Origin of the sequence: Riemerella anatipestifer, from assembly GCF_009663465.1 — a bacterium.
In the GTDB taxonomy this organism is placed as follows: domain Bacteria; phylum Bacteroidota; class Bacteroidia; order Flavobacteriales; family Weeksellaceae; genus Riemerella; species Riemerella anatipestifer_C.
This window is the reverse complement of the sequence record NZ_QXHU01000005.1, coordinates 1-24,839: the sequence shown is the minus strand read 5'-3', so window position 1 is coordinate 24,839 and position 24,839 is coordinate 1. Positions and strand designations below refer to the sequence as shown.

Here is a 24,839-nt window from a genome sequence, read left to right as displayed (position 1 = left end):
CTAAATTTCCTTTTTATAAATAGTGTACTCCTTGTACATTCTGTGGTTAGGCAAACGCTCTATCTCTGCACGCATCTTATGGTTTTCTCTCATAATCAGGTGGCTATCTACCGATTTAAAGCCTAGCTTAATCGCAGAACCAAAAAGGTGCGTCGCCAAAACCGCATCTAGACCTTTGTTTTGATAATCTGGTGCAATGCCTCCTAACAATAGCACCAATCGTTTAGATATTTTAGACGCTCTTAATATATGGAACCAACCCAATGGCAACAGTCTACCTTTAGCCTTTTTAATCCCTTGGCTTAGGTCTGCCATCGCTATTACAAACGCCACTACTCTCCCCGAACCATCACTAATAATTTTAATTAACTTAGGATTTAATAATGGGAGAAAACGGTTGGCAAACTCATCCATTTCTTCCTCAGAAATAGAAGTAAAACCATAGATTTCTTGATAAGTAGCATTGATAAGGTTAAACACCGACCTCACAAAAGGCTTTACCTGTTTCGTTGAAGTGAACTGATGCACCGTGATGTTCATTCTGCTTTGTATTCTTTCTGTAAAAGCCTCGTAGCGTTCGGTAATTTTAGAAGTTAGTGGAACATCATATTGGCACAACTCCACAAAAGAACTATACCCCGAAGCCAAAATCATTCTAGACATATACTCAAAACTAGAATTGGTAATCATCATCGTAGGTTCAGAGAATCCTTTGGTAAGAAACCCTTGAGGCTCTTTGTCGGAAAATCCCATCGGTCCGATAAGCTCTTCGCAACCTTTAGACTTCGCCCATTGCTCTACCTCTTTTAGTAACGCCGAGAATACAGCTTCGTCTTCATAACATTCAAAATAGCTAAATCTTGCTGTTTTAAGGTTTTGTTTTTTGTTATACTCATGTGGTATAATCCCCATAATTCTACCCACCGCTTTTCCATTTTGGTAAGCTAATAATAGAATGGTGTCGTTATGCTGAAATGCGGGGTTTCTCTTAGGATTAAAAAACTTCTCTTCATCTATGTAGAGAGGCGGTAGCCACTCCTGATGATTATGGTGTATCTTCTCTGGAAGGTAGATAAAAGTATTAAGTTCTTTAGCACCTTCTACTTGTTTTATAATGATTTCCATTGTTTTCGTTTTTTTATAAAAAATAAAGTCATACTTGAACTAAGCAAGTAAACCAATACTCCTGTAACTCCTCCCACTAAAACATCTACCGCATAATGTGCTTTGATATACACCGTAGAGAAAACAAGAATAAATGTAAATGGCAATATTAAGAAAAATAATTTTCTGTAATGTTTAAATAGCCAAATCAGAACGACTACACTCACGCCCACATGAGAACTCGGAAATGCCGCTGTAGGAGCTTCGCCCATCAACTGGATTTGTTTTACTGCCATTCCAAAAAGACCATAGGCTTCTACCGTATTGCTAGGATATGGGAAATAAAACTGCGGTCCTTCTGCTGGAACAAAAATAAAAATAGTGTAATAGATAACAAAAGCAGTTATCAATAAAGAACCAAAAAACTCCAGTAGATGAGGCTTGTACTTGAAAAGCATTCCCATCACAATGGGAGGCATTAGGTAATAGAAGAAGTACCCTAAGAACATTAGCTCACTAAACCAAGGATAATCAAAAACCTTAGAAAACTCTAACGAGGGCTGAAAGCCAAACAAGAGATTGTCTGCTTTAATCAGCCAACTATCTATTTTATCAAAAAACATAAGATTGAGTTGTGCTGTCTCCTTATAAACCATACCTAAAAGGGCATAAGCCAACAACCAGCTTACCAGCATTTTTATCTTTGGGTAATTTTTCAGTTGATTATCAAAAAATAAAGCCCCTAAAAACACTGCAAAAAAATAAAATCTCCCTTCTAATATTGGCATAAGAAAAAAGCCATCGGGTTTTACCAGCAACACCAATACTAGCGTAACCATCATATAAAAGGTTAAACTAAACCAACACAACGAAACTCTCTCTAATATTTTCTTCATAGATAAAAAAGCCCCCAAAGATACAAGATTTATGTTTAAGGGCAATTAAAAATAAAAGTTGGGCTTCAGCTTTATAAACTGACGCCCAACTCCTAGTGAAAAACTTATAAAATGAAATTAAATTGCTTTACCGTGACCAAGTTCTATATGAGAATGCTGGTCGTCTTCGTAGTCTTTATAAGAGGTTTTAAACCCTAATAAAATAACTTCTATATCTTCCTCCTTAGCTCTTACATTAGCAAAATCTTGTATCAATTCTAATACATCTGTAGTAATATAAGAGGTATTTCTCGCATCTATAGTTACTTTAGAATTAGATTTTATATTTTTTAAAGTCTTCTTTATAGCCGCTTTGTTCAGGAACGACACCTCTTCTGCTAATCTTATAGTAACCTCATCAGCTTCGTCTAACTCTTCACGGCTAAAATAGTACGCTCTTTTCATATTCCCTTGTAAAATATAGAATATAGAAATCGCCATACCTACACCCACTCCTTTCAGTAAGTCTGTAGCCACAACTGCTACTACCGTAGCGATGAAAGGAATGAATTGATACTTCCCTTTATGCCAAAAATGAGCAATTGTAGATGGTTTTGCTAATTTATATCCTACCAAAAGAAGTACTGCTGCTAAAGTAGCCAAAGGTATCTTATTAAGGATAATAGGTATAGATACTGCACAAACTAATAACAATACCCCATGTATAATAGCCGAAACTTTAGATGTAGCTCCCGCATTGGCATTAGCTGAAGAACGAACTACTACCGAAGTCATTGGAAGTCCCCCAATAAAGGCACTCACCATATTACCTATCCCTTGAGCTCTAAGTTCTAAGTTGGTATCTGTAATTCTTCTTTTATTATCTAATCTATCTGCTGCTTCAATACACAATAATGTTTCTATAGAAGCTACAATAGCTATAGTAGCCCCCACTACCCAAATTTGGGGATTAGTAAAGCCTGAAAAATCAGGTAATACAATCATATTTTTAAAATCTTCAGCAGATTGAGGTACAGGTAAATTAACCAAATGTTCTTCATTTATTGCTAAAGAACTTCCACTAGCCTTGAAAAATTCATTTAATAAAATACCTACCGCTACCGCTACTAATGCTCCTGGTAACATTTTAAGCTTTCTAAGTGCTACCAGATTGTCCCATAACAAAAGAATTGCAAGAGAAACTAATGTTACTATAATTGCACCCATATGAACTGATGAGCTAAGATTTTGAAGATAGCTAGATATAGAATCAAGATTATAGCCGTTATCAAAAATGGTTTCATTTCCTTCAAAATCGCTATCATACCCTAAAGCGTGCGGGATTTGTTTCATAATAATGATAACTCCAATACCAGCAAGCATACCTTCTATCACATTAGTAGGGAAATAATTAGAAATACTACCTGCACGCACAAACCCTAAAATCAACTGTATCACACCTGCTATAATACCAGCACAAAGGAAAAGCTCAAACGCTCCTAAATCTGTGATAGCCGTAAGGATAATAGCTGTTAAACCAGCAGCAGGTCCTGATACGGATATATGTGAATTACTAATATAACCTACCACAATCCCACCTATGATACCAGAAATAATACCAGAAAGTGGTGGTGCTCCAGATGCTAATGCAATTCCTAAACACAATGGTAATGCTACCAAGAACACAACAAGTCCTGAAGGAAAGTTTTCTTTAAAACCTCCTAATAAAGATGTCTTTTTCATTTTAAATATTGAATTAAGTAGAACTTTCGTTTTTACATAACCTGCAAACCTTCCTCTCAAGAAGGCTCACCATTATTTCAAACGACTAAAATTGATAAAATATCTAATAAAACTTCTTAAAAAACAAAGAAGAGATAATTAAGTAATGTTAAGCCTCTGGAGGCGTGTAGTGTACCGATAAGAACGGAGAAAGGTAAGCTACATCATCAATACTTACAAATACTTGACTGATGTATTCGTAGCTAGATAACGAAGAAAAGCCCTGCAAACTCATAGCTTCTGAAATCATCTTTTCCGAAAACAACGAGGCTTCTCCAGATGATGTTTCTTCTTCAGAGATTGTAAAAGTAACTGACGAAATATCCTCACCAAACACCTTGGCAATACTCGGTAACGCCATAAAGTTTAGGAAAATCATCAATAATAAAATACTTTTAAACCTCATCTAAAAAACTTTTAAGGATTTAGATTTTTGTTATTTCTTCTACTCATTACCCAATCAGAATCTGTTAGGTTATAGATTTTTTGAATATCTTTAAGCATCTTAGCAAAATCAAGATTCAAATCTATCAACTTCCCAGTCCTTAAATCAAATACCCAACCGTGTACAATAGGAAACTCTTCTAAAATGTATCTTTCTTGCACACACGCCATTTTAATTACATTGATGCATTGCTCCTGAACATTAAGTTCCACTAATCTATCAAAACGTTTATGTTCGTCCTCGATAGCATCTAGCTCTGCTTGGTGTAATCTGTAAACATCTCTAATGGTTCTCAACCAAGGATTAAGCAATCCTAAATCTTGAGAAGACATTGCCGCTTTTACACCTCCACAGTTATAGTGTCCACAGACTACAATATGTTTTACTTTGAGATGCTCTACCGCATATTGTATAACGGCTGTAGAACTCATATCCAAAGTATTCACCACATTAGCTATGTTTCTGTGAACAAACACTTCGCCCGGCTGAGCCCCCATTAACTCCTCTGCTGTAGCCCTACTATCCGAACATCCAATATAAAGAAAATCTGGTGTTTGATTTTTAGCTAAGTTTTTGAAAAAATCAACATCTTCTCCTAGCTTACTTTCTACCCACTTTTTGTTGTTTTCGAAAATTACTTCATACGAATTTGGCATAATATATAAAATTTAAAATTAGTCTCCTCGTTTTAAATAATTTTCAAACTACCGTCAACACCCTAGGGTATCAAAAATCGTGCAAATATAATGTTTTTGAATGAATTAAAGTGCTTTTTAACACTTTTTATAATTAAACTTTATGATTGATGTACCCTTCTGTTGCTTGGTCATTGGGGATAATTTGTGCTGGATTTCCCATAACTACGGAACCACTAGGCACATCGGTATTCACATATGCATTAGGAGCAATGAGCACATTATTCCCTATGGTTACTCCACCCACAATTACTGCGTTAGCTCCAATCCAAACTTCATCTCCAATAGTAGGTACTCCTTGTTTTTTACCTCGGTTCTGCTGACCTATAGTAACCCCTTGCGCTATATTGCAATTTTTACCAATAATAGTTTTCGGATTGATGACTACCACCCCCCAATGCCCCAAATAAAAGCCTTCTCCTATTTGAGTTTCGGGATAAATCTGAAAACCGTATTTTATTTGATAATGCCTAAGAATAAATCGTACAATAGTCCCTAAAAAAGGGGTACTTTTGTATTTTTGGGCTTTACGAAACCAATAAATATAATGAAGATTAGGGCTAAAACATTTTTTCAATATCTGTATCCCCGAAAGCCACTTTCCGCTCTCTCGATAGAAGTCTTTTTGTACAGTTGTATAATTCATCTAAGGTAGATTGATAACAATTATGGCAAAGATAGAGAAATATCTCTATAATATCCAGACCGTGCGTGAGGGCGAAGGGCATTGTGGGAGCTCATCTTATAAAAAATAAAAGGAATTAACCTTTGGATTTTATAAGATAGCGACTGCCCGAAGACCGAGCCCAAGCCACCGCAAGGACTAGAGGGCACAAACAGCTTTAACTCCCCGCTGTTTAGGAATTAAAAGAGAGAAAAGATTATCTATGATAAGAATAGTATATTTAATTATAAGTGCATTAAATGTATAAGCGTTCTCGTCTAAAATTACAGATTTATTCTAAAATAAACCTAACGAGTGGTTCGACATAAGACTTCCAAACAGACGGATTAGACCTCTTGGTTGTCTGATTTGGAAGTTATGGTACTCAATAATATGCCTATAAAAGTTGTGTTAGATGTATTTCAGAACTGATTTGGAAGAAAAAATTGAATGAAGCGTTATATAAAAGGAAAAGAAAGCTTGAAAAAATCAGGGAAACTTTGAGTCACAAGTTTTTAGATTTTATTGGTATTTTCATTGTAGATTCGATACCGATTCAAATAGGTAAAATTAACTGTGCAAACTGTTTTTCAATTTGTTCAACGGATGAGATTAAACCTGTCGCTGCATAAAAGTCGAAATATTTAGGCTATAAATTTCACGCTGTTTGTGACAAGAAGGGAATCTTCCACTCTTTCGATTTTTCATCTACAAATGTTCACGATGTGAATAACCTTCGCAATATTAAAGAAAACTTAAAAAATTGTTTGCTAATCGGAGGCATAGGATACATCAGTAAAGCATTGCAGGTAGATTTATTCAATTATGCTAGGATAAATCTTTCGGTTCCGATGTGGAAAACGGATATTACTTTGTTAAATTTTCCAAAACAAAATTGAAAATAAGAAATGAAAATAAAAAAGAGAATAGAAACTAATATTGCTCAATTATGTAGGTAATTTTCCCTCGACTCAACTTTGTGAAAATCTTTTAGTATTTAGTACTAAGGATAGTATCGAAATTCATATTTTTCACAATGATTCAATATCTTATTTTTTTGCTTTCAAGAGAGGTTTGAGTAACTTAAAAAATCAATTTGTTCTAAATGTACAATAGGTTAAATAAAAGTTTTTTACCTTTGCAGAATGTTTTTTGGAAAGCCTTTTTTTAGAAAAATCACAAGTATAAGTCTAGCGTGGGTTTACACATTGGTTTTACTGATGGCTAGTGTATTCCACTCGCACCAAGAAACTTTCAATAGGAATTATAGTTCTTCCCAAAAACAGAATCACAAGATAATCAATTTAAAGGGAGATGATTGTTCTATCTGTCATTTTTTCATTTCAGGACATTCTCTACTTCCCGAAAAGGTAAACTTTGAAGTTTTAGTATCAGTAATTACGATTCTTATCGTAGGCTACAAAATGCTAAATACCCTTCAAAATCAGACTATTTATTTCTTACTTAGAGGACCGCCTTCCATTTAATAGAAATAACATCGTTTTCACTAGGTGTTCTACCATTGTTAGAACACGGTTTTAACCTTTTAATTTTCATATCTTTAAATGAAATCAATTTGGATTGGAATGATGCTGTTTTTCAGCACTGTTCTAAATGCACAGCTTTATCTCATAGAAGGGCAGGTAAGAGATTTGCACGACAATACACCTTTAGCTAATGCTAAAATAAGTATTAACGGAAAACTCATCACCACTTCTGACACTCAAGGAAATTTTAATTTTTCTTACAAAAAAGGAACTTATCATCTTTTAGTAACTCACTTAGATTGTGAATCTTTTACTAGAAAGATAACGCTTAATAGTAATATTAAAATCAATATCTTCCTTGAACATCATACTAATGAAATAGAAACGGTAGTAGTACACGGTATTCATAAAAAGTCAGGGACAGCGGTTATCAAAACATTAGAACAGTCTTTTTTAGCACAAAAAACTACCGAAAATCTAGGCAATATATTGTCTGAAATTTCTGGGGTAAATAGTATCAAAACAGGGAATAACATTTCTAAACCCGTCATACAAGGACTTTACGGCAGTAGAGTATTAGTGATGAACAACAGCATCAAAATGGCAGAACAAGAGTGGGGCATAGAACACGCTCCTAGCGTGGACCCCAACACTTTTGACCATATAGATGTTGTAAAGGGAGCGTCTGCACTAAAGTACGGTGGAGATGCCATAGGTGGCGTTATACTATTAGAAAGTCCCAAATACCCTAAAAAAGACACCCTTATGGGCAAAGTAGCTTTATCGGGCATCAGCAATGGTAAAGGCTTAGCTCTGAATATGGACATTACAAAGACTTGGCAAAACGGTTGGGCTTTGCGGACGCAAGGTTCTGCCAAGAAACTAGGAGATTTGGAAACGCCTCATTATAGTTTACAAAATACAGGTACAGATGAAAACGCCTTCCATTTTTCTCTACAAAAAAGGGAATACGAATACGGAATCACGGCTAAATATTCTTTCATCAACCAAAATTTTGGAATTTATAAAGGAGCTCATATCAGTAATGCACGAAACTTTGCCGATGCCATCAATAACGGACAATCCTACTTTACAGGTAATTTTGGTTATAAAATAGAGAATCCTAAACAAGAAGTCAGCCATCATATTGCTAAATTGGAGGCTTACAAAAGGTTAGGAAAACTAGGAAAATTTACTTTAGAGTATGCCTTTCAGCAAAATCATAGATTTGAATATGATATTCGTAGAGGAGCGTACAACGATAAACCTGCTACCGACCTATTACTAACCACCCAAAGTTTGGCTCTTTATCATCTATTAGAAAGACCCAACTGGCAGTGGGAAACAGGCTTATCAGGAAATTATCAAGTTAATTTTCCCGACCCAAAAACGGAGCGTTCTCGTTTAATACCAGATTACCACAGGTATGATACTGGTGCTTTTTCTATTTTCAAGTATCAAAAAAATCTTTGGAAATGGGAAGCGGCTTTAAGGTATGATATGAATTTCTATGATGTTTATAAATATTATCTTAATAAAGATTGGGTAGCTTACACCCAAGCATTTCAGAAGTTTGTAATTGAAAGCAAAGGTGTGAAAACATTGGTGCGTCCGAAACTTTATTATCACAATATATCAGCATCGTTGGGTATGGAATATCAGCCCACTCGCTTTCTTACTACCAAACTTAATTTGATAAGAAATAGCCGAAGTCCTAATATCGCAGAATTATTCGCTGATGGACTACACCACGCTGCCGCCATCATTGAAAAGGGAAGTATGAGCATCAAAAACGAGGAAACCTACCAAGCCCACCTAAGCATTGGTATAAAAGCCTCCGTTCTTAATGGTTTTAAACTTAATCTTAATCCATACTATTTCACCTCCGATAGTTTTATTAACCAAACGCCTAACGGAGTGGAAAGTACCATTCGTGGGAATTTTCCTGTATGGCAATATCAACAGATTAAAGCCAAAATGTATGGAATAGACATAGATTTGGAGCTTAACATTACCCCAAAATTACAATGGAATGGAGCGATGAGCTATGTGTACGGACAAGATTTAACTCACAAAGAACCTCTGATACTTATGCCTCCAATGCAGATTAAAAACGCCCTAAGATATGATAGCAAAGATAAAAAACCGTGGCATATACAAATAGAAAACCTAGTGGTATTTAAGCAGAAAAGATTTCCTATGAGACTTTTATCCTACGATGTATATGAGAACAATACAATAACCAAAGAGTGGCTAGACATTAGCACACCGCCCACAGGTTATCAGATTTGGAACTTCAATGCTGGAGCAAAGCTCACTAGAAACATTCAGCTTAATTTGAGTGTTAATAATATATTCAACACAACTTACAGAGAATATCTTAATCGGTTGAGATTTTTCTCTGATGCTTTGGGACGAAATATTATTTTCACTTGTCAATTTAATTTTTAACTATTAACATTTTTAATTTAAACAATTTTAAAACATTATGAAACATTCACTTTTAAAAACTGTAGTATTATCTGTAATAAGTATTTTAGCACTCAACTCTTGTAGAGACAATAATGAAGTGCCTGTAGAAGTGCATAACCACGATGAAGTACAATACCTCACCGTTACACTTACCAATACTGCTGACAACAGTACTCAGACGGCTACATTTAGTGCAGAAGGCGCTGATAAAGAGTTAATTTTAAAAGAAAACAATACTTATAACGTTCAACTATCTTTAGTGGCTCCTCATGATAACCATACCCACGATGTAACTGGTGAAATCATAGAACTAAAGGAAGAACATTTTTTCACTTACAATTTCTCTAATGTAGACGTTAAAATTACCAGAAAAGACGAAGCTGAAAGCACCAGAAAAGATGGCTCTAAGATAGGGCTAAAAACACAGTGGCAAGTAACATCTGCTCCAAAAACAGGAGCTAAAGCCAATATTAGACTTTACCACCTTCCCACTTCTGTGAAAATGAGCGATGCTAATGGAGATGAAGCAGGAACTGTAACAGGTGGAGAAGAGGATATTGATGCTACATTTAATGTTAAATAAAATTATATAACTATGAGCAATTATTAGTATTTTTTGCTTTCATTTACCAAAATTGCACTTTACAATAGTTATTTATCACTATACACGAAGAATGAAATCAGCTCCGAAAATTTGAAGCTGATTTTTTCATACTAATATTGCCCAAAAGCCAGTTATTTTTATTATTTTTGCCACTATAAAAATTTCAATTAATGAAGGTTACGAGTAAAAATCACGATGAAGTAAGCGCTTTGCTTACAGTAACTTTGGATAAAAAAGATTACAAAGACAAAGTTGAAAAACAGTTAATTAACTACGCTAAAAACGCTACTATTCCTGGTTTTAGAAAAGGTAAAGCTCCACTAGGAATGATTAAAAGACAGTACGAAGCTGGATTAACTTACGAGGAAATCAACAAGCAAGTTTCAGAAGGTCTTAATAACTATATCAACGAAAATAAACTAAGACTATTAGGACAGCCTGTACCAGTTCCAGTAGAAGAACTAGACACTAATCAGGAGCAATTAGAACTTTCTTTTGAAGTAGGTTTCGAACCAAGTTTCAACATTGATTTAGCAAAATATGAAGCTCCTCACTACAAGATAGAGGCTTCTGATAAAGAAGTAGGGCAAAGCATAGAGAATATGCAAAAGAGATTTGCCGAAAGAGAAGCTCAAGAAAAAATAACTAAAGATTCTTACATCTCTCTAGAAGTTTCTCAAGTGGTAGAAGAAGATGCAGAAGGTGAGCACCACCACGCGCCTAAGCATGTGGTTATCAATGCTGAAAACAAAGTTGCTTTTGAATTGGTTAAAAAACTTAAAAAAGAGGAGTCTGTAAAAGTTTCTAAAGAAGACCTTACTAAAGATGAGGATTTAGCTAAGTTTTTAGGATTTGCTAAAGAAGAAGCGGAGCAACTACATCACAATGAAGTTGAAGTAACTGTAAAAGATATTTACAAACTGAACTTAGCTGAACTAAACCAAGAGTTATTTGACTCTGTTTACGGTAAAGATACTGTAAAGTCTGAAGAAGAGCTTAAAGCTAAAGTAAAATCTGAATTAGACGAATATTTCCAACAGAATGCAGATGTACACTTTGTAAATAAGGTATTGGAGCAAATCACCGAAAAGGAAGAAGTAAAACTTCCAGAAACATTCTTAATCAAGTGGTTAATGTTCTCTAATCCAAATATTGCAACAGAAGAGCAAGCTAAGGAGATATTTGAAGCGGAAAAGAACCAAATTAAATATCAAGTTATTGAAGGTAAGCTAATGTCTGACAATGATGTTAAGATAGATTATGCTGATGTTTTAGCTCAAGCTGAGCAATTAGTGAGAAATCAGTTAGCTATTTACGGCATCCACCATCTTTCTGATGAGGAAATCCAAAAGTACGCTGTAGAAATGCTTAAAAACCAAGAGCAAGTAAGACAAATATCTTCAGAGGTAGCTATGGCTAAACTAAAAGATGTTATCTTAGAGAAAGCTTCTAAAAAGGAAAGTAAAATCTCTCATGATGATTTCTTAAAAGAAGTACAAGGTTAATATTACCCTTGTAATTTAATATATTTTTAAAATCCTCGCTTTTATATAAAGCGAGGATTTTTTATATCTAGTAACCAATAAATTAAACAGGAATAACAATAATTCTATTCAATGCATTATTAAAGTAAAAAATAATCAAGTGTTTTGTAGCAATATTGATGCAGCGAAAATAGCAGAAATTTTAGAGCTCAATAGAAACACCATTAACCGATATTTTAGGATCTTTCGGGAAGTAATTTTTGAAAAAACAACAAGAAGATTTAAATTTATTTTTTTTGGAGAAGTTGAATTAGATGAGGTTTATTTTGGAGCAAGGCGATTACGAGGGACTAACAGACCACAAAAACGAGGAAGAGGAACTTGGAAACAATCTGTTTTTGACGTTTTTGAAAGAAAAGACGTTTTATACCGAACTGATTCCAAATGCAAAAAGTGAAACGTTAAAAAAAGTTATTCGAGGAAAAGTTTCATTGGAAAGTATTTCGTTTACAGATGTTTGGCGAGGTTATAGTGGACTTTTAGATATGGGATACAAGAAGCATTTTAGAATTGATAAGAGTAAAAGTTTTTCAAATCAGAATGGTGTTCATATTAATGGAATAGAAAGTTTTTGGAGTTTTACCAAGCGAAGATGAACAAAATTTAATGGGGTGAAATCTACTTTTGTACTCTATTTATAAAGAGTATGAGTGGAGATGGAGAAAAGAGTCAAAGGATATGGAAAAAGAATTATGGAAACTACTAAATTTTAACTAGTTGCTAGTCTAGAGTCTTACTTTATTTACGAAAATCAATCCATGTTCTATAATACAATAAATTATAATGACTTAATAAATAGGTTTGTAAGAAATTTATATTTATTTTTGATAAATATTAAAACATTTAAAATGGCAAAACTAACATTAAAAGGTAATGAAATTAGTAGTGTAGGAGAACTTCCTAAACTAGGAGAAACGATAAAAGACTTTAATCTAGTAGCTTCAGATTTAAGCGAAAAAACTAAAAATGACTTTTTAGGAAAAAGAAAAGTACTTAACATTTTCCCTAGTATAGACACGGGAGTATGTGCGGCTTCAGCGAGAAAATTTAATGAAGAGGCATCTAAATTAGAAAACACGGTAGTAATAAACATTTCTAGAGATTTACCATTTGCATTGGGGCGTTTTTGTGCTGCGGAAGGTTTAAATAATGTAGAAACATTATCTGATTTCAGAAGTAATTTTGGTGAAGAATTTGGCGTTACTTTAGCAGACTCACCACTTAAAGGATTGTTGAGTAGAGCGGTTATCATCACTGATGAAAATGATAAAGTGATTTACACAGAACAAGTATCCGAAATTACTAACGAGCCTAACTACGAAGCCGCTTTAGCGAGCTTAAAATAAATCTTTTTGAAGGGAGAACTAATGTAGGCTCTCCCTTTTTGTATTTTAATGAGATGAAAAAAGCAGTAGTTATTGGTGGGACGGGAGCTACGGGTAAGGCTCTATTAGATACACTTTCTAACGATTTGTCGTATCAGTCGATGGTGGCGTTATCTAGGAGAGAGGGTGCTTTGTCGTTACCAAAAGTGGAGGTTTGTAAAGTAGATTTTAATCATTTAGAACAAAGTTCGGCTATTATTAGCGGAGATGTTGCATTTTCTTGTTTAGGAACTACACTTAAAGACGCAGGAAGTCAAGACGCTCAGTGGCGTGTGGATTATGATTACCAATACACATTTGCTAAAATAGCTAAAGAAAACGGTGTTTCTACATTGGTTTTAATATCTTCTATGGGAGCAGATAAAAATTCGCCAATTTTCTATTCTAAAATGAAGGGTAAACTAGAGGAGGCTATTACAGAGCTTAATTTCCCTAGCCTTCTTATTTTAAGACCAAGTTTACTTATACGCCCTGAAACCAAGAGATTGGGAGAGCGTATTTCACTACCTATATTAAATACTTTTAATAAAGTAGGATTGTTGAAAAAATATCAGCCTATATCAGTGAAAGATTTAAGTAGAGCAATGGTAAAATCGGTGGAAAGGTACAAAACAGGCACTCATATTTTAGAACTAAAACAAATTTTGGAATTGGTTTGAGGTGAAAAATTACTATTACTTTTTAGGAATTTCGGAAGAGGCTACATCGGAAGACATCAAGAAGGCTTACCGAAAGTTATCGCTTAAATATCACCCTGATAAAAACGAAAACGATTCATTTTTTGTGGAGCGTTTCAGAGAAGTTCAGGAGGCTTACGAGGTGCTTATCAACTCAAGTAGTAGAAGTTTACACGACCAAAAACTAGCACAAATACAACAAAACATCAAATCCGACCAACCGCCTTATATCAAGACTTTCCACGCAAATAAACTCCGAGTAAAAAAGGGCGAAGAAATTATCCTGAATTGGCAGACACAAAACGCTGATGTAATAAAAATAATCCCTTTTGGTCTAGTAAAAAACTATGGAGAAAAAAAGGTGAAAATCACACAATTTGATGCGAACGGAGAGTGCCGAATTTTACTGAACGCCACCAACACACTATTGCAAAAAACCGTTGCCAAAGGCATTACTATAAAAGAAATACAAGAGGTAGAAACACCTCTCCCTGAAACTCATTTTACCAATACAGAACAGAGTATTGCCAACCAATCTAGCAAACTTCCGTATATCATAGCTTTACTATTAGCAATTATACTTTTGCTATTGCTTTTTCGTTAAGCCATTTTCAATCTGCCAGGGCATTTTTTGCACCTTTTGCCCTTTTTAAACTTTTTACAACATTTCTTTTTGCTGCAAAACATCTCTTGTTCAGCCGAAAATGCTGGCGTAAGCACAGGTACTTTAAAAGGAATTACTGCTGTATTCATGTTGCAAATATAGTCTAATTTGGATTAAATACAAATAAAAATAAATTTATAAATTAGCTGATATTTATCAGATTTTATTTAGGAGCTACTTCCCGCTATCCGCTTATACTCCTCGCTCAGAGGCTCCGCTTCACTTCGCCTCTTCGCTGTGGGGTATCCGCTTCTATCGGGGCTATTAGTGTAGTGCAAATACAAAAGATTGGTGTATAAGTGAACAAAATCTTTGTATAGAAAACTAAAAAGTAATAAATTTACGCTCTGTAATCTAATAAAAAAACAATAGAAAATTTATGAATACACAAGCCTTTGTTAATCGTCACATTAGTCTTAACGAGCAAGACACACAGGCGATGCTTTCTAAGATAGGAGTATCTTCAATAGAGGAACTCATTTCTCAAACCATACCAGCAGATATTAGAGCGGATAAAGATTTAAGCATTTCAGAACCCTTATCGGAGTACGAAATGCTTTCTCATTCTAAGGAGTTAGCCTCTAAGAATTATCTTTTTGATAATTACATTGGGTTTGGCTATCACAATGTTATATTGCCGTCGGTAATTCAGAGAAATATTTTAGAAAATCCTAGTTGGTACACGGCTTATACGCCATATCAGGCAGAGATAGCACAAGGTAGGCTAGAAGCGTTGCTTAACTTCCAGACAGTGGTGTCTTCGTTAACGGGCTTTCCTTTAGCCAATGCTTCTCTACTAGACGAAGGTACAGCAGCGGCAGAGGCTATGCATATGTTCTTTGAAAACCGAACTAGAGAGCAGAAAAAAGCAGAAGCTAATCGTTTTTTTGTGTCAGAGTTAGTATTACCGCAGACGGTAGCTGTACTTCAAACTAAAGCAGATGGACTAGGAATAGAAATCGTAGTGGGTTGCCACGAAAAAGAAAATCTAAGCGAAGGCTTTTTTGGTGTGCTACTTCAGTATCCAGGTAAAAACGGAGTGGTATTAGACTATACAGAGTCTATCGCTAAGTATAAAGAAAACAATCTACAAGTAGCGGTGGCTTGCGACCCAATGGCATTGGTTAAGCTGAAATCTCCTGCCTCTATGGGGGCGGATTGTGCGGTAGGTACTACACAGAGGTTTGGTATTCCTATGGGATATGGTGGTCCACACGCAGCATTTTTTGCTTGTCAAGAATCTTACAAGAGAGATATACCTGGTAGAATTATAGGGGTTTCTCAAGATATGTATGGTAAGAGAGCGCTAAGAATGGCATTACAGACTAGAGAACAGCATATCAAAAGAGAAAAAGCGACTTCTAACATTTGTACAGCACAAGTTCTTTTAGCAGTAATGGCAGGAATGTACTGTGTATATCACGGACCTAAAGGTCTAGAGTTTATTGCAGATCAAATTCACTATAAAGCGAATGCACTTGCGGAGTCTTTAAAGATATTAGGCTATCAAGTGGTGGAGGAAGCTAGTTTTGATACCGTTAAAATAGCACTTTCAGAGGAAGAAAAACTCAACTTGATGATGCTAATGAGAGGTCAGAGTATCAACCTAAACTACTTTACCGAAGGCATCGTAAGTATCGCACTCAATGAGGCTTGTACTGAAGATAAGTTACAAAAATTATTAGATGCTTTTGCGAACTTTAAAGCGAAGCAAAGTTTCAAAATCAATATAAAAGAAGCGTGTACTTTACCTAAAGACTTATTAAGAACGGACGAAATCTTGAAAGATGAAGTATTTAATAAGTATCATACAGAAACGGAGCTGATGCGCTACGTCAAGAGATTAGAGAGAAAGGATTTATCTCTAACTCACTCTATGATTTCGCTAGGTTCTTGTACAATGAAACTGAATGCTGCCACAGAAATGTTGCCATTATCTTGGGCAGAGTGGGGTAGTGTTCACCCATTTGTACCTACGGAACAAGCAGGTGGTTATCAGTTATTGATTAAAGAATTAGAAAAAGATTTAGCAGAAATTACAGGTTTTGCAGGAACTTCTTTACAGCCTAACTCTGGAGCTCAAGGCGAGTATGCGGGGCTTATGGTCATTCGAGAATATCATAAATCTAGAGGAGAAGGACATAGAAATATAGTGTTGATTCCTCAGTCTGCTCACGGTACCAACCCAGCATCGGCAGTAATGGCAGGTATGAAAGTGGTTGTAGTGAAAAACCTAGAAAACGGAGAAATAGATTTTGAAGACTTTAAAGCTAAGGCAGAAGAACACCGCGAAAACCTTTCTGCGGTAATGATTACCTATCCTTCTACTTACGGCTTCTTTGACGCTAATATCAGACAAATTACCAGCTTAGTACACCAATACGGCGGACAAGTTTATATGGACGGGGCAAATATGAACGCTCAAGTAGGCTTTACAAGTCCAGGGCTTATTGGGGCAGATGTGTGCCACCTTAATCTTCATAAAACATTTGCAATCCCTCACGGTGGAGGTGGTCCAGGGGTAGGACCTATCTGTGTGGCAGAGCATTTAGTTCCGTTTTTACCGTCTAATCCTAATATTGGGGTAGGGGGTTCACAGGCAATTCAGGCAATTTCTTCTGCACCTTATGGGTCGTCATTAGTGCTTAATATCTCTTATGCTTATATCAAGATGTTAGGAGCTCAAGGTCTTAAAAAGGCTACGGAGCATGCCATACTTAATGCCAACTATTTAAAAGATGTTTTAAAGGAGCATTTCCCTATTCTTTATACTAATGCTCAGGGCAGAGTAGCACACGAGTGTATTGTGGACTTCCGTCAGTTTAAGACACTAGGGATAGAGGTAGCCGATGTTGCTAAACGATTGATGGACTACGGTTTCCACGCACCTACGGTAAGTTTCCCTGTGGCAGGTACGCTGATGATAGAGCCAACCGAATCTGAAAGTAAGGCTGAACTAGACCGTTTTGCAGAAGCTCTTATTTCTATTAAGAAAGAGATAGAAGAAATAGCTAACGGACAAGCTGATGCTCAAAATAATGTGCTTAAAAATGCACCACATACAGAGCAAGTGGTACTTTCTGACTCTTGGGACAAACCTTACTCTAGAGAGAAGGCAGCTTATCCTTTAGATTGGGTACGAGAGCATAAATTCTTTGCATCTGTATCTAGAGTAGATGAGGCTTATGGAGACAGAAACTTAGTGTGTACTTGTGCACCTATAGAGAACTATATGTAAGGATTACTTTTTCTACAAATAAGTAATGTAATAAAAAAACTACCTCCTTTTATGGGGGTAGTCTTTTTTGTGCTTTTAATGTCTAGTCCTAAAATATCGTTACGCAAAAAATAATGATGTGGCAATATATAATAAAACGTTATTGTTAATTTGATATATTTTTTAATATAATTAATTGAGTATAACAATTTAAGAATATCTTTTTTATAATCGCTATTTTTGTTTATTTAATATAGTTTCCTAGTCTTAAGTCTATCTGTAACAGTCTTTTAGGATGGAAAATAAAAAAGGTCAAATACCGTTCCATGCATTTGACCTTTTTTATGATTTAAAAATATTTATTTTATTCAGGTTTGTAAGAGTCTTTAAGAGTAACGGTTCTATTGAAAACTAGTTTCTCCTCTGTGGAATCTTGGTCTTTAGTGAAATATCCTATCCTTTGGAACTGAAGTGGAGCTTCCGTATCTACTTCTTTTAGTGATGGTTCACCATAGCCTTGTACTACTTTTAGAGAGTCAGGATTAAGGTATTCTAAGAAATCGGTTTCTTTTTCTGCATCTGGCTGTGCCGTAGTAAATAAGCGGTCGTAAATTCTCACCTCTATAGGCAAAGCGTGCTTTGCTGAAACCCAATGCAGAGTCCCTTTTACCTTTCTAAGACTTTCTTCTGTACCGCTTCCAGACTTTGATTTAGGGTCGTAAGTAGCATATATCGTAGTAATTTCCCCATTTTCATCTTTCTCTACACGCTCTGCTTTAATTATGTAAGCCGATTTTAAACGAACCTCGCCCCCTAATTTTAGTCTAAAGAACTTCTTATTAGCTTCTTCTTTGAAGTCCTCTCTCTCTATGTAAAGCTCTCTAGCGAAAGGGATAGTTCTAGTTCCTGCAGTTTCATCTTCAGGGTTATTTTCCGTTTCTAGCCATTCTTCCTCGTTTTCGGGGTAGTTTTCTATAATAAGTTTTACAGGATCTACCACTGCCATCACTCTTTTGGCTTTTTTGTTGAGTTCTTCTCTTACAAAAAATTCTAGTAGCTGTACATCAATTAAATTTTCTCTTTTGGTAACGCCTACTCGCTCAATAAAGTTTTTAATAGCAATAGGCGGATAGCCTAATCGTCTCATACCAGAGATGGTAGGCATTCTAGGGTCGTCCCAACCAGTAACTACTTTTTCGGCTACTAGACGCTGTAATTTCCTTTTGGAAGTAATCATATAAGAAACATTCATTCTAGCAAATTCTCTTTGCTTAGGAGCATTTTTTCCTTCCTCATAGACGTTAGATAAGTACCATTCATACAACGGACGATGATTTTCAAACTCTAATGAACATAGTGAGTGAGAGATTTGCTCCAAATAATCACTTTCGCCGTGAGCCCAGTCATACATAGGGTAGATTTTCCACTGTTCGCCTGTTCTGTGGTGTGGTCTTTTCAAGATACGGTACATCACAGGGTCTCTCATATTCATATTTGGAGAAGTCATATCTATTTTAGCACGAAGACTCATACTACCTTCTGGAAATTCTCCGTTTTTCATCTTTTCAAATAAGTCTAAAGACTCTTCTATTGGTCTATTTCTGTAAGGAGATTCTACTCCATCTTCAAAAGGAGTTTTTCTTTGAGCGGTAATTTCCTCTGAAGATTGTTCGTCTACATAAGCCTTGCCTTGTTTTATCATTTCTACTGCCCATTCGTAGAGTTGTTGGAAGTAGTCAGACGCATACAGTTCTTTATCCCATTTAAAGCCTAGCCATTCTACATCTTTCTTTATAGAGTCTACAAATTCTTGCTCTTCTTTCTCTGGGTTGGTATCATCAAATCTTAGGTTTACGGGAGCGTTATATTTTTCGCCTAAACCAAAATTGATGCAGATGGCTTTGGTATGCCCAATGTGTAAATAGCCGTTAGGCTCTGGTGGAAACCGAAATCTTAATTTTTCTTTAGGTAGTCCGTTTTCTAAATCTTTTTCTATAATTTGTTCAATAAAATTGAGTGATTTCTTTTCTTCCATAAGGGTTGTAATAACTTAAAGACGCAAATTTAGGAATTTTTTGCGAGTTTAAAATTTGTTTTTATTTTCACTTTTTGCATAAACCATTTTTGGTATAAATGGTTTATGAGATTACTATCTATTATTTTATTTCAAACATTAAGAATAGAAAAAACTCATCTTTAGATAAGATGAGTTTTTGTTTTCTTTTTATGTTTAATTAAATCTCGTCTTCACTTAGAACTTTATAAGTGATAGGCATTGTACCTCTTCTGTGGTCTCCTATGGCATTATAAGCAGCTTTGCTGAGGTCAAAAGAGCGTCCTTTAACATAAGGACCTCTATCATTTACTCTTACTACTACACTTTTACCAGTTCTAAGGTTAGTTATTTCTACCAGTGTTCCGAATGGTAATTTCTTATGAGCGGCAGTGAGGTCATTATTGTTAAAAATTTCGCCACTTGCTGTTTTTCTTCCATTAAATTTGTCGTGGTAATAAGAAGCGTAGCCACTGCCTGTTTCACCATTATTACTTTTAAACGAATAAATTCCTACAAAAGAAATAATCATTATGATTACGAGAATGGTTCTTTTCATCATTTTGAATTTTTATTTGTTTTATAGGAGCAAATTTATACTTAGTCTCTTTACTCACCATATTTATATGTTAATAATAGTTAACTTTTCATTAATAAAATGTTAAGTTTTTTCTAAAAACCTTTATTTAAAACGATTTTAAAAGGTTGTTAAAAAATGTTAAAAAAGAATTTCCAATGTTAATTATTTTATAACCGCTAATTTTTCTCCCAACAAAAACGACCAAGTTTTAAGACAAAACAATGGGGCTTTTAGCAAATATTGATGAATGCTAAAAGCCCCCAACAAATGTTGGCGGAATAATACTTTGTTTTAACGATAAAAGTCTAAGTAATTTTCTAAATAGTCGGGCACATACCCACGAAACTACTTGTTGTGTGTTTACACAATTATTTGGAACTTTTTTGCATTTTCTTGTATGTGGTTGATAGTGTACTGCATAAACTGGGGCAAACTTAGAAAGTTTTATCAGCAAGACTGCCATCATCCTAATTTTATATTTATCCTTTTTTCGTTACTTTTGTGGTCTATGAATCAAAAATGGATTTACAAACCAGAACCTAGTGAGGAAGTAGTAGATGCCCTTATTTCATCTATAGGCTATGGCACACTAGAGTCTAAAATACTCGTCCTTCGCGAGATAGACAATTATCAGAAAGCAAGAGAATTCTTTAAACCCAATTTTGAAGATATACACAACCCATTCTTAATGGCAGATATGCAAAACGCCGTAGAACGCATTGCTACCGCTATAGAGAACGGAGAAAAAATATTAGTCTATGGAGATTATGATGTAGATGGCACCACTGCTGTAGCACTAATGTACCTATACCTTAGTAAAATTGTAGAGAAGAAATATCTAGATTTCTACATTCCTGACCGAAATACAGAAGGTTATGGTATTTCCAAAGAAGGGATAGATTTCGCTAAAGAAAACGGCTTTTCGCTAATTATTGCTTTAGATTGTGGCATAAAAGCTATTGATAAGATAGGCTACGCTAAAGAGTTGGGGATAGACTTTATTATATGCGACCACCACTTACCAGGAGAAAACATTCCTAAAGCAGTGGCGGTGCTAGACCCTAAAAGAACCGATTGCCGTTATCCTTTCAAGGAGCTTTCGGGTTGTGGTGTAGGGTTTAAACTATGCCAAGGGCTCAACAACATTTATAAAATACCTGATGAGGAGCTGTATGAACTTACGGACTTATTAGCCATTTCTATCGCAGCGGATATTGTCTCTATGACGGGCGAAAACCGTGTACTCGCAAAGTTAGGACTTAAAACCTTGAGAAAAACTAGAAATTTAGGTATAAGGCTTTTAATCCCAAAAGAAAAACTAGCGACTTTTGACATTTCTAATATCGTCTTTGAAATTGCTCCAAAAATAAATGCCGCGGGAAGAATTTCACACGGTAAAGCGGCTGTGGAACTCATGGTTTCAGATAACTTAAAGCACGCCACACAGATTGTAGAAAATATCCTAAACCTCAACGACCACAGGAGAGAAATGGATATGAGTTCTACCACCGCTGCACTCCAGCAAGTAATAGACACCCAACAAACTCAAAACGCCACCACCGTAGTTTATGGCTCCGATTGGAACAAGGGCGTTATAGGAATTGTAGCCTCGAGGCTCACCGAAACTTATTATAAACCTACCGTTGTATTTACCGATGGTAATAATGGGGAGATTGTAGCTTCGGCAAGGTCGGTATCAGATTTCGATGTTCATGCGGCTTTGGAGGAATGTTCGGATTTATTTCTAAAATTCGGAGGACACCCTGCTGCTGCTGGACTTTCTATGGAAAAAGAAAAGTTTGAACTCTTTAAAGAAAAGTTTGAAAAAACAGTTGCAAAGAATATCAAAGAACATCAAAAAGAACCTAGCATCACTATTGATACCGTAGTAGATATAGACGACTTAAATAAGGATTTCTATAATTTCCATAGAAAACTAGCTCCGTTTGGTCCTCATAATATGAAGCCTATTTTAGTCCTTAAAAATCTTAATATCAGTGGGCATGTAAAGCAAATGGGTAAGGATAATAGCCACATTAAGTTTTATATTCAAAACCCTAACAATAAACGGAATATAGAATGTGTAGGATTTAAACTAGGTCATTTCGCAGACGAGTTCCGTAATAAAACCTTTGATTTAGCCTTTACCGTAGAAGAAAACCACTGGAAAGGCAATGTAACTTATTACCTCAACATCAAAGGCGTTAAATTCTCTTAATATCAACCAATGAAGAAAGTAAGCCTGTTTTTCGGTTCATTTAACCCCATACATATTGGGCATCTTATCTTGGCTAATTACATTTTGGAACACTCCGATATGGACGAGCTTTGGTTCGTGGTAAGCCCTCAAAATCCGTTTAAGGAAAAAAAATCTTTACTAGCAGACCACAACCGTTTGGAAATGGTAGAGCTTGCCATTAAAAACTACCCTAAAATGAGAGCCTCTAATATAGAGTTTTCGCTCCCACAACCTAGCTATACCATAGATACCTTAACCTATCTTCATGAGAAATATCCTGACCATAGTTTCAGTCTTATCATGGGTGAAGACAACCTAGCGTCTCTACACAAATGGAAGAATGCCGATAGGTTGGTAGAACAGCACCAAATTATAGTTTACCCTAGAATTTTTGAACACCCAGAGGAGGAATATCCTTACAAGAATCACCCTAACATTCACCAAATCAATGCTCCTATTATAGAGCTTTCTTCTACGGAAATTAGAAATATGATTAAGAATGGGAAAAATACTCGTCCTATGCTTCCTATTGAAGTATTTGAGTATTTAGACGGAAGCCATTTTTATAAATAAACTTTACAGCTTACATAGAATTATGAATATAATTGATAAATTTTTCAGCAAATACCCTGAAAATAAACTCATAAAATGGTTTAAACAAATCTGCGTTGCAGAAGCCATTTCTTGCTTCTTACTCTACGGCATCGCTATGATTTGGAAACGCTACGACACCGAAGGTCTTCTTCCTACGATATTCATCATCATTGCAGGTAATATACACGGTTTGTTTTTTACTTTATATTTATTGCTCTGTCTTCCTGCTAGAAGAATTTTTAAATGGGACGATGAGGATTTCGTATTTGCTCTACTGGCGGCATTCTTTCCGTTTGCAACAATATGGGTGGAAAGAAAACTCGCAAAAATGGATAGAGAGTAAAATCCGTATTACAATAAAGATTAGAGTTTTTTATTACTTCTTGTTTTTTAATTCCGATAGGAGTCTTTTATTTATAGACTAGACTTAAACTTTTAAAGGTTTTTTTAAGTAAAAAATTACTAAAAACTTGCATACTTCCGCAAAAGATAATATGTTTGCCATAGTTTTTATGATACGCAATACCAACGATATACAAAAAAGTAAAAAAAACTTACACAAAAATTTGGTAGTTCCAAATAATTGTGTAAACACACACACACACACACACACACACACACAGAATAGTTGCGTGCGTACGCGTATTATACCACTTTTTATCTAGATTTTTATCATCAATTATCAATTATATTCCTCTAGCTTCCGTTAGAGGCATTTGGCATTTAGCACACGCTAAGTTTTGTTTTCATAAATATCCGCTAGAAGTTAGTCTTTTTCATAAGCTGAATGGGTTGTTTTGGTTAGGGGCTTCTAGCCTACAGAAGGGGTATTTTGCTCGTTCTGTTTTAGCCTTCCTCCTCGTTTTGTGTGTGTTGAGAGGGGGGAGGCGTTTTCTCATTGGTTCAAGAGTTCAAGGTTTAAAGTTCAAATATTCAAGGTTCAAGAGTTCAAGGTTGAATAAGCGTACATATCCCTTAAACCTTAAACATAGAACCTTGAACAGCTTCAGCTCCTTGAACTTTGAACAGCTGAACCTCCAACCTCTAATATCCACTAACAACTTAACCATTAGCAATTTTACAACTTCACAATTTCACAACCAACAACTAGCAATTAACAACTTAACAATTTAACGACTTAACAACTAACAATTAAAATCTAAATCTTATGCCAATCAAGTACAAAGTGATTCAGAAAGGGCAACCTGGGGTTGCCGGTGGAGGCGAGAAGAAATATTACGCTTCTGCAAACACGGTAAGCGAGAAAACTTTAGCAGGACTTACCAAGGACATCGAGAAAATTTCCACAGTAAGCGGTGCTGACATCAGGGCGGTGTTGTATGCTTTGGTAGATGTAATGCAGACTTCTCTAGCGGAGGGGCAAGTAGTAAGGCTGGGCGAAATGGGCAGTATGCGGGTAAGCATCAGTAGCGAGGGTAAAGCCACGGAGGAAGAAGTAACCGCTTCGGCAATTAAAAATGCCAAAGTGCTTTTTACCCCAGGTACAGACCTCAAAAAAATGTTGGCTACGCTGAAGTATGAAAAAATGTAGCGTGTTTGGAGGAAAAAACACGCGTGAAAAAAAAATCCGCACACGTGTTTTTCTCCAAAAACACGTGTGTTTTTGGGGTGCCTCGCGAACGCCTTTGTATAGGGCGTTTGCGGAAGGCGTTTTTTCATTTAGTTCAAAGAGCTTTAGTTCAAGGTTCAAGTATTCAATGTTTAAAGTTGAATAAGCGTACATACCCCTTACCCCTT

General features: G+C 35.6%; 21 protein-coding genes and 1 pseudogene. 14 read left to right on the top strand and 8 right to left on the bottom strand.

The features are described 5' to 3' along the window. From D1003_RS07730 to D1003_RS07705, 6 genes are all read right to left on the bottom strand, one after another. Entirely contained in the window at positions 1–1,125 is a 1,125-nt protein-coding gene (locus tag D1003_RS07730; protein WP_153936354.1) for a hypothetical protein, read from the bottom strand. Further along, complete coding sequence (locus tag D1003_RS07725; RefSeq protein WP_260393366.1) at positions 1,110–2,000, bottom strand: phosphatase PAP2 family protein; 891 nt, start codon at positions 1,998–2,000, stop codon at positions 1,110–1,112. The genes D1003_RS07730 and D1003_RS07725 overlap by 16 nt, the downstream gene beginning before the upstream one ends. Positions 2,001–2,117: 117 nt before the next feature. After that, the gene (locus D1003_RS07720; RefSeq protein ID WP_153936352.1) at positions 2,118–3,722 is read right to left on the bottom strand and encodes a SulP family inorganic anion transporter; all 1,605 of its coding nucleotides are present in this window, start codon (positions 3,720–3,722) and stop codon (positions 2,118–2,120) included. Between the two features lie 148 nt (positions 3,723–3,870). Then, positions 3,871–4,167: a hypothetical protein gene (locus D1003_RS07715; protein WP_153936351.1), complete on the bottom strand. Its 297-nt coding sequence runs from the start codon at positions 4,165–4,167 to the stop codon at positions 3,871–3,873. A gap of 11 nt (positions 4,168–4,178) precedes the next feature. Further along, positions 4,179–4,862: a carbonic anhydrase gene (locus tag D1003_RS07710; RefSeq protein WP_153936350.1), complete on the bottom strand. Its 684-nt coding sequence runs from the start codon at positions 4,860–4,862 to the stop codon at positions 4,179–4,181. Between the two features lie 133 nt (positions 4,863–4,995). Beyond that, positions 4,996–5,547, bottom strand: a complete 552-nt coding sequence (locus tag D1003_RS07705) for a serine O-acetyltransferase (protein ID WP_153936349.1) — start codon at positions 5,545–5,547, stop codon at positions 4,996–4,998. Between the two features lie 701 nt (positions 5,548–6,248). Here D1003_RS07705 and D1003_RS11445 point away from each other — a divergent pair. The 10 genes and pseudogenes from D1003_RS11445 to gcvP all read left to right on the top strand — a co-directional run bounded on the left by D1003_RS11445 (position 6,249) and on the right by gcvP (position 17,636). Beyond that, the gene (locus D1003_RS11445; RefSeq protein ID WP_409347766.1) at positions 6,249–6,464 is read left to right on the top strand and encodes a hypothetical protein; all 216 of its coding nucleotides are present in this window, start codon (positions 6,249–6,251) and stop codon (positions 6,462–6,464) included. A gap of 246 nt (positions 6,465–6,710) precedes the next feature. Then, the gene (locus D1003_RS07695) at positions 6,711–7,052 is read left to right on the top strand and encodes a hypothetical protein (protein WP_153936347.1); all 342 of its coding nucleotides are present in this window, start codon (positions 6,711–6,713) and stop codon (positions 7,050–7,052) included. A gap of 99 nt (positions 7,053–7,151) precedes the next feature. Then, positions 7,152–9,503, top strand: a complete 2,352-nt coding sequence (locus tag D1003_RS07690) for a TonB-dependent receptor (protein WP_153936512.1) — start codon at positions 7,152–7,154, stop codon at positions 9,501–9,503. Between the two features lie 37 nt (positions 9,504–9,540). Beyond that, positions 9,541–10,107 (top strand): hypothetical protein, encoded by a 567-nt coding sequence (locus D1003_RS07685; protein WP_153936346.1) that lies wholly within the window; start codon positions 9,541–9,543, stop codon positions 10,105–10,107. 191 nt (positions 10,108–10,298) lie between these two features. Next, complete coding sequence (locus D1003_RS07680) at positions 10,299–11,633, top strand: trigger factor (protein WP_153936345.1); 1,335 nt, start codon at positions 10,299–10,301, stop codon at positions 11,631–11,633. A gap of 118 nt (positions 11,634–11,751) precedes the next feature. After that, positions 11,752–12,389, top strand: a pseudogene (locus D1003_RS07675) (IS1595 family transposase). 131 nt (positions 12,390–12,520) lie between these two features. Then, a complete protein-coding gene (tpx, locus tag D1003_RS07670) occupies positions 12,521–13,018 on the top strand; it encodes a thiol peroxidase (RefSeq protein WP_153936344.1) in 498 nt (165 codons plus the stop codon). Positions 13,019–13,071: 53 nt separating this feature from the next. Next, the gene (locus tag D1003_RS07665) at positions 13,072–13,716 is read left to right on the top strand and encodes an NAD(P)H-binding protein (RefSeq protein ID WP_153936343.1); all 645 of its coding nucleotides are present in this window, start codon (positions 13,072–13,074) and stop codon (positions 13,714–13,716) included. Position 13,717: 1 nt separating this feature from the next. Next, positions 13,718–14,338, top strand: a complete 621-nt coding sequence (locus D1003_RS07660) for a J domain-containing protein (RefSeq protein WP_311709965.1) — start codon at positions 13,718–13,720, stop codon at positions 14,336–14,338. 439 nt (positions 14,339–14,777) lie between these two features. Then, on the top strand, positions 14,778–17,636 hold the full coding sequence (gcvP, locus tag D1003_RS07655) for an aminomethyl-transferring glycine dehydrogenase (RefSeq protein WP_153936342.1): 2,859 nt from the start codon (positions 14,778–14,780) through the stop codon (positions 17,634–17,636). 343 nt (positions 17,637–17,979) lie between these two features. Here gcvP and D1003_RS07650 read toward each other — a convergent pair whose 3' ends face one another. Together D1003_RS07650 and D1003_RS07645 are read right to left on the bottom strand one after the other, a co-directional pair. Then, on the bottom strand, positions 17,980–19,650 hold the full coding sequence (locus D1003_RS07650) for a glutamine--tRNA ligase/YqeY domain fusion protein (RefSeq protein ID WP_153936341.1): 1,671 nt from the start codon (positions 19,648–19,650) through the stop codon (positions 17,980–17,982). 199 nt (positions 19,651–19,849) lie between these two features. Continuing rightward, on the bottom strand, positions 19,850–20,230 hold the full coding sequence (locus D1003_RS07645; protein WP_153936340.1) for a septal ring lytic transglycosylase RlpA family protein: 381 nt from the start codon (positions 20,228–20,230) through the stop codon (positions 19,850–19,852). Between the two features lie 526 nt (positions 20,231–20,756). On the opposite strand from D1003_RS07645, the gene recJ reads away from it, so the two are divergent. The 4 genes from recJ (at position 20,757) to D1003_RS07625 (ending at position 24,633) form a co-directional block, all read left to right on the top strand. After that, positions 20,757–22,466 (top strand): single-stranded-DNA-specific exonuclease RecJ, encoded by a 1,710-nt coding sequence (recJ, locus tag D1003_RS07640; protein WP_153936339.1) that lies wholly within the window; start codon positions 20,757–20,759, stop codon positions 22,464–22,466. Between the two features lie 9 nt (positions 22,467–22,475). Further along, entirely contained in the window at positions 22,476–23,060 is a 585-nt protein-coding gene (gene nadD, locus D1003_RS07635; protein ID WP_014937962.1) for a nicotinate (nicotinamide) nucleotide adenylyltransferase, read from the top strand. A gap of 22 nt (positions 23,061–23,082) precedes the next feature. Beyond that, a complete protein-coding gene (locus D1003_RS07630) occupies positions 23,083–23,424 on the top strand; it encodes a DUF3817 domain-containing protein (protein ID WP_153936338.1) in 342 nt (113 codons plus the stop codon). Positions 23,425–24,249: 825 nt separating this feature from the next. Beyond that, complete coding sequence (locus D1003_RS07625) at positions 24,250–24,633, top strand: HU family DNA-binding protein (protein ID WP_153936337.1); 384 nt, start codon at positions 24,250–24,252, stop codon at positions 24,631–24,633. Positions 24,634–24,839: the final 206 nt, after the last annotated feature.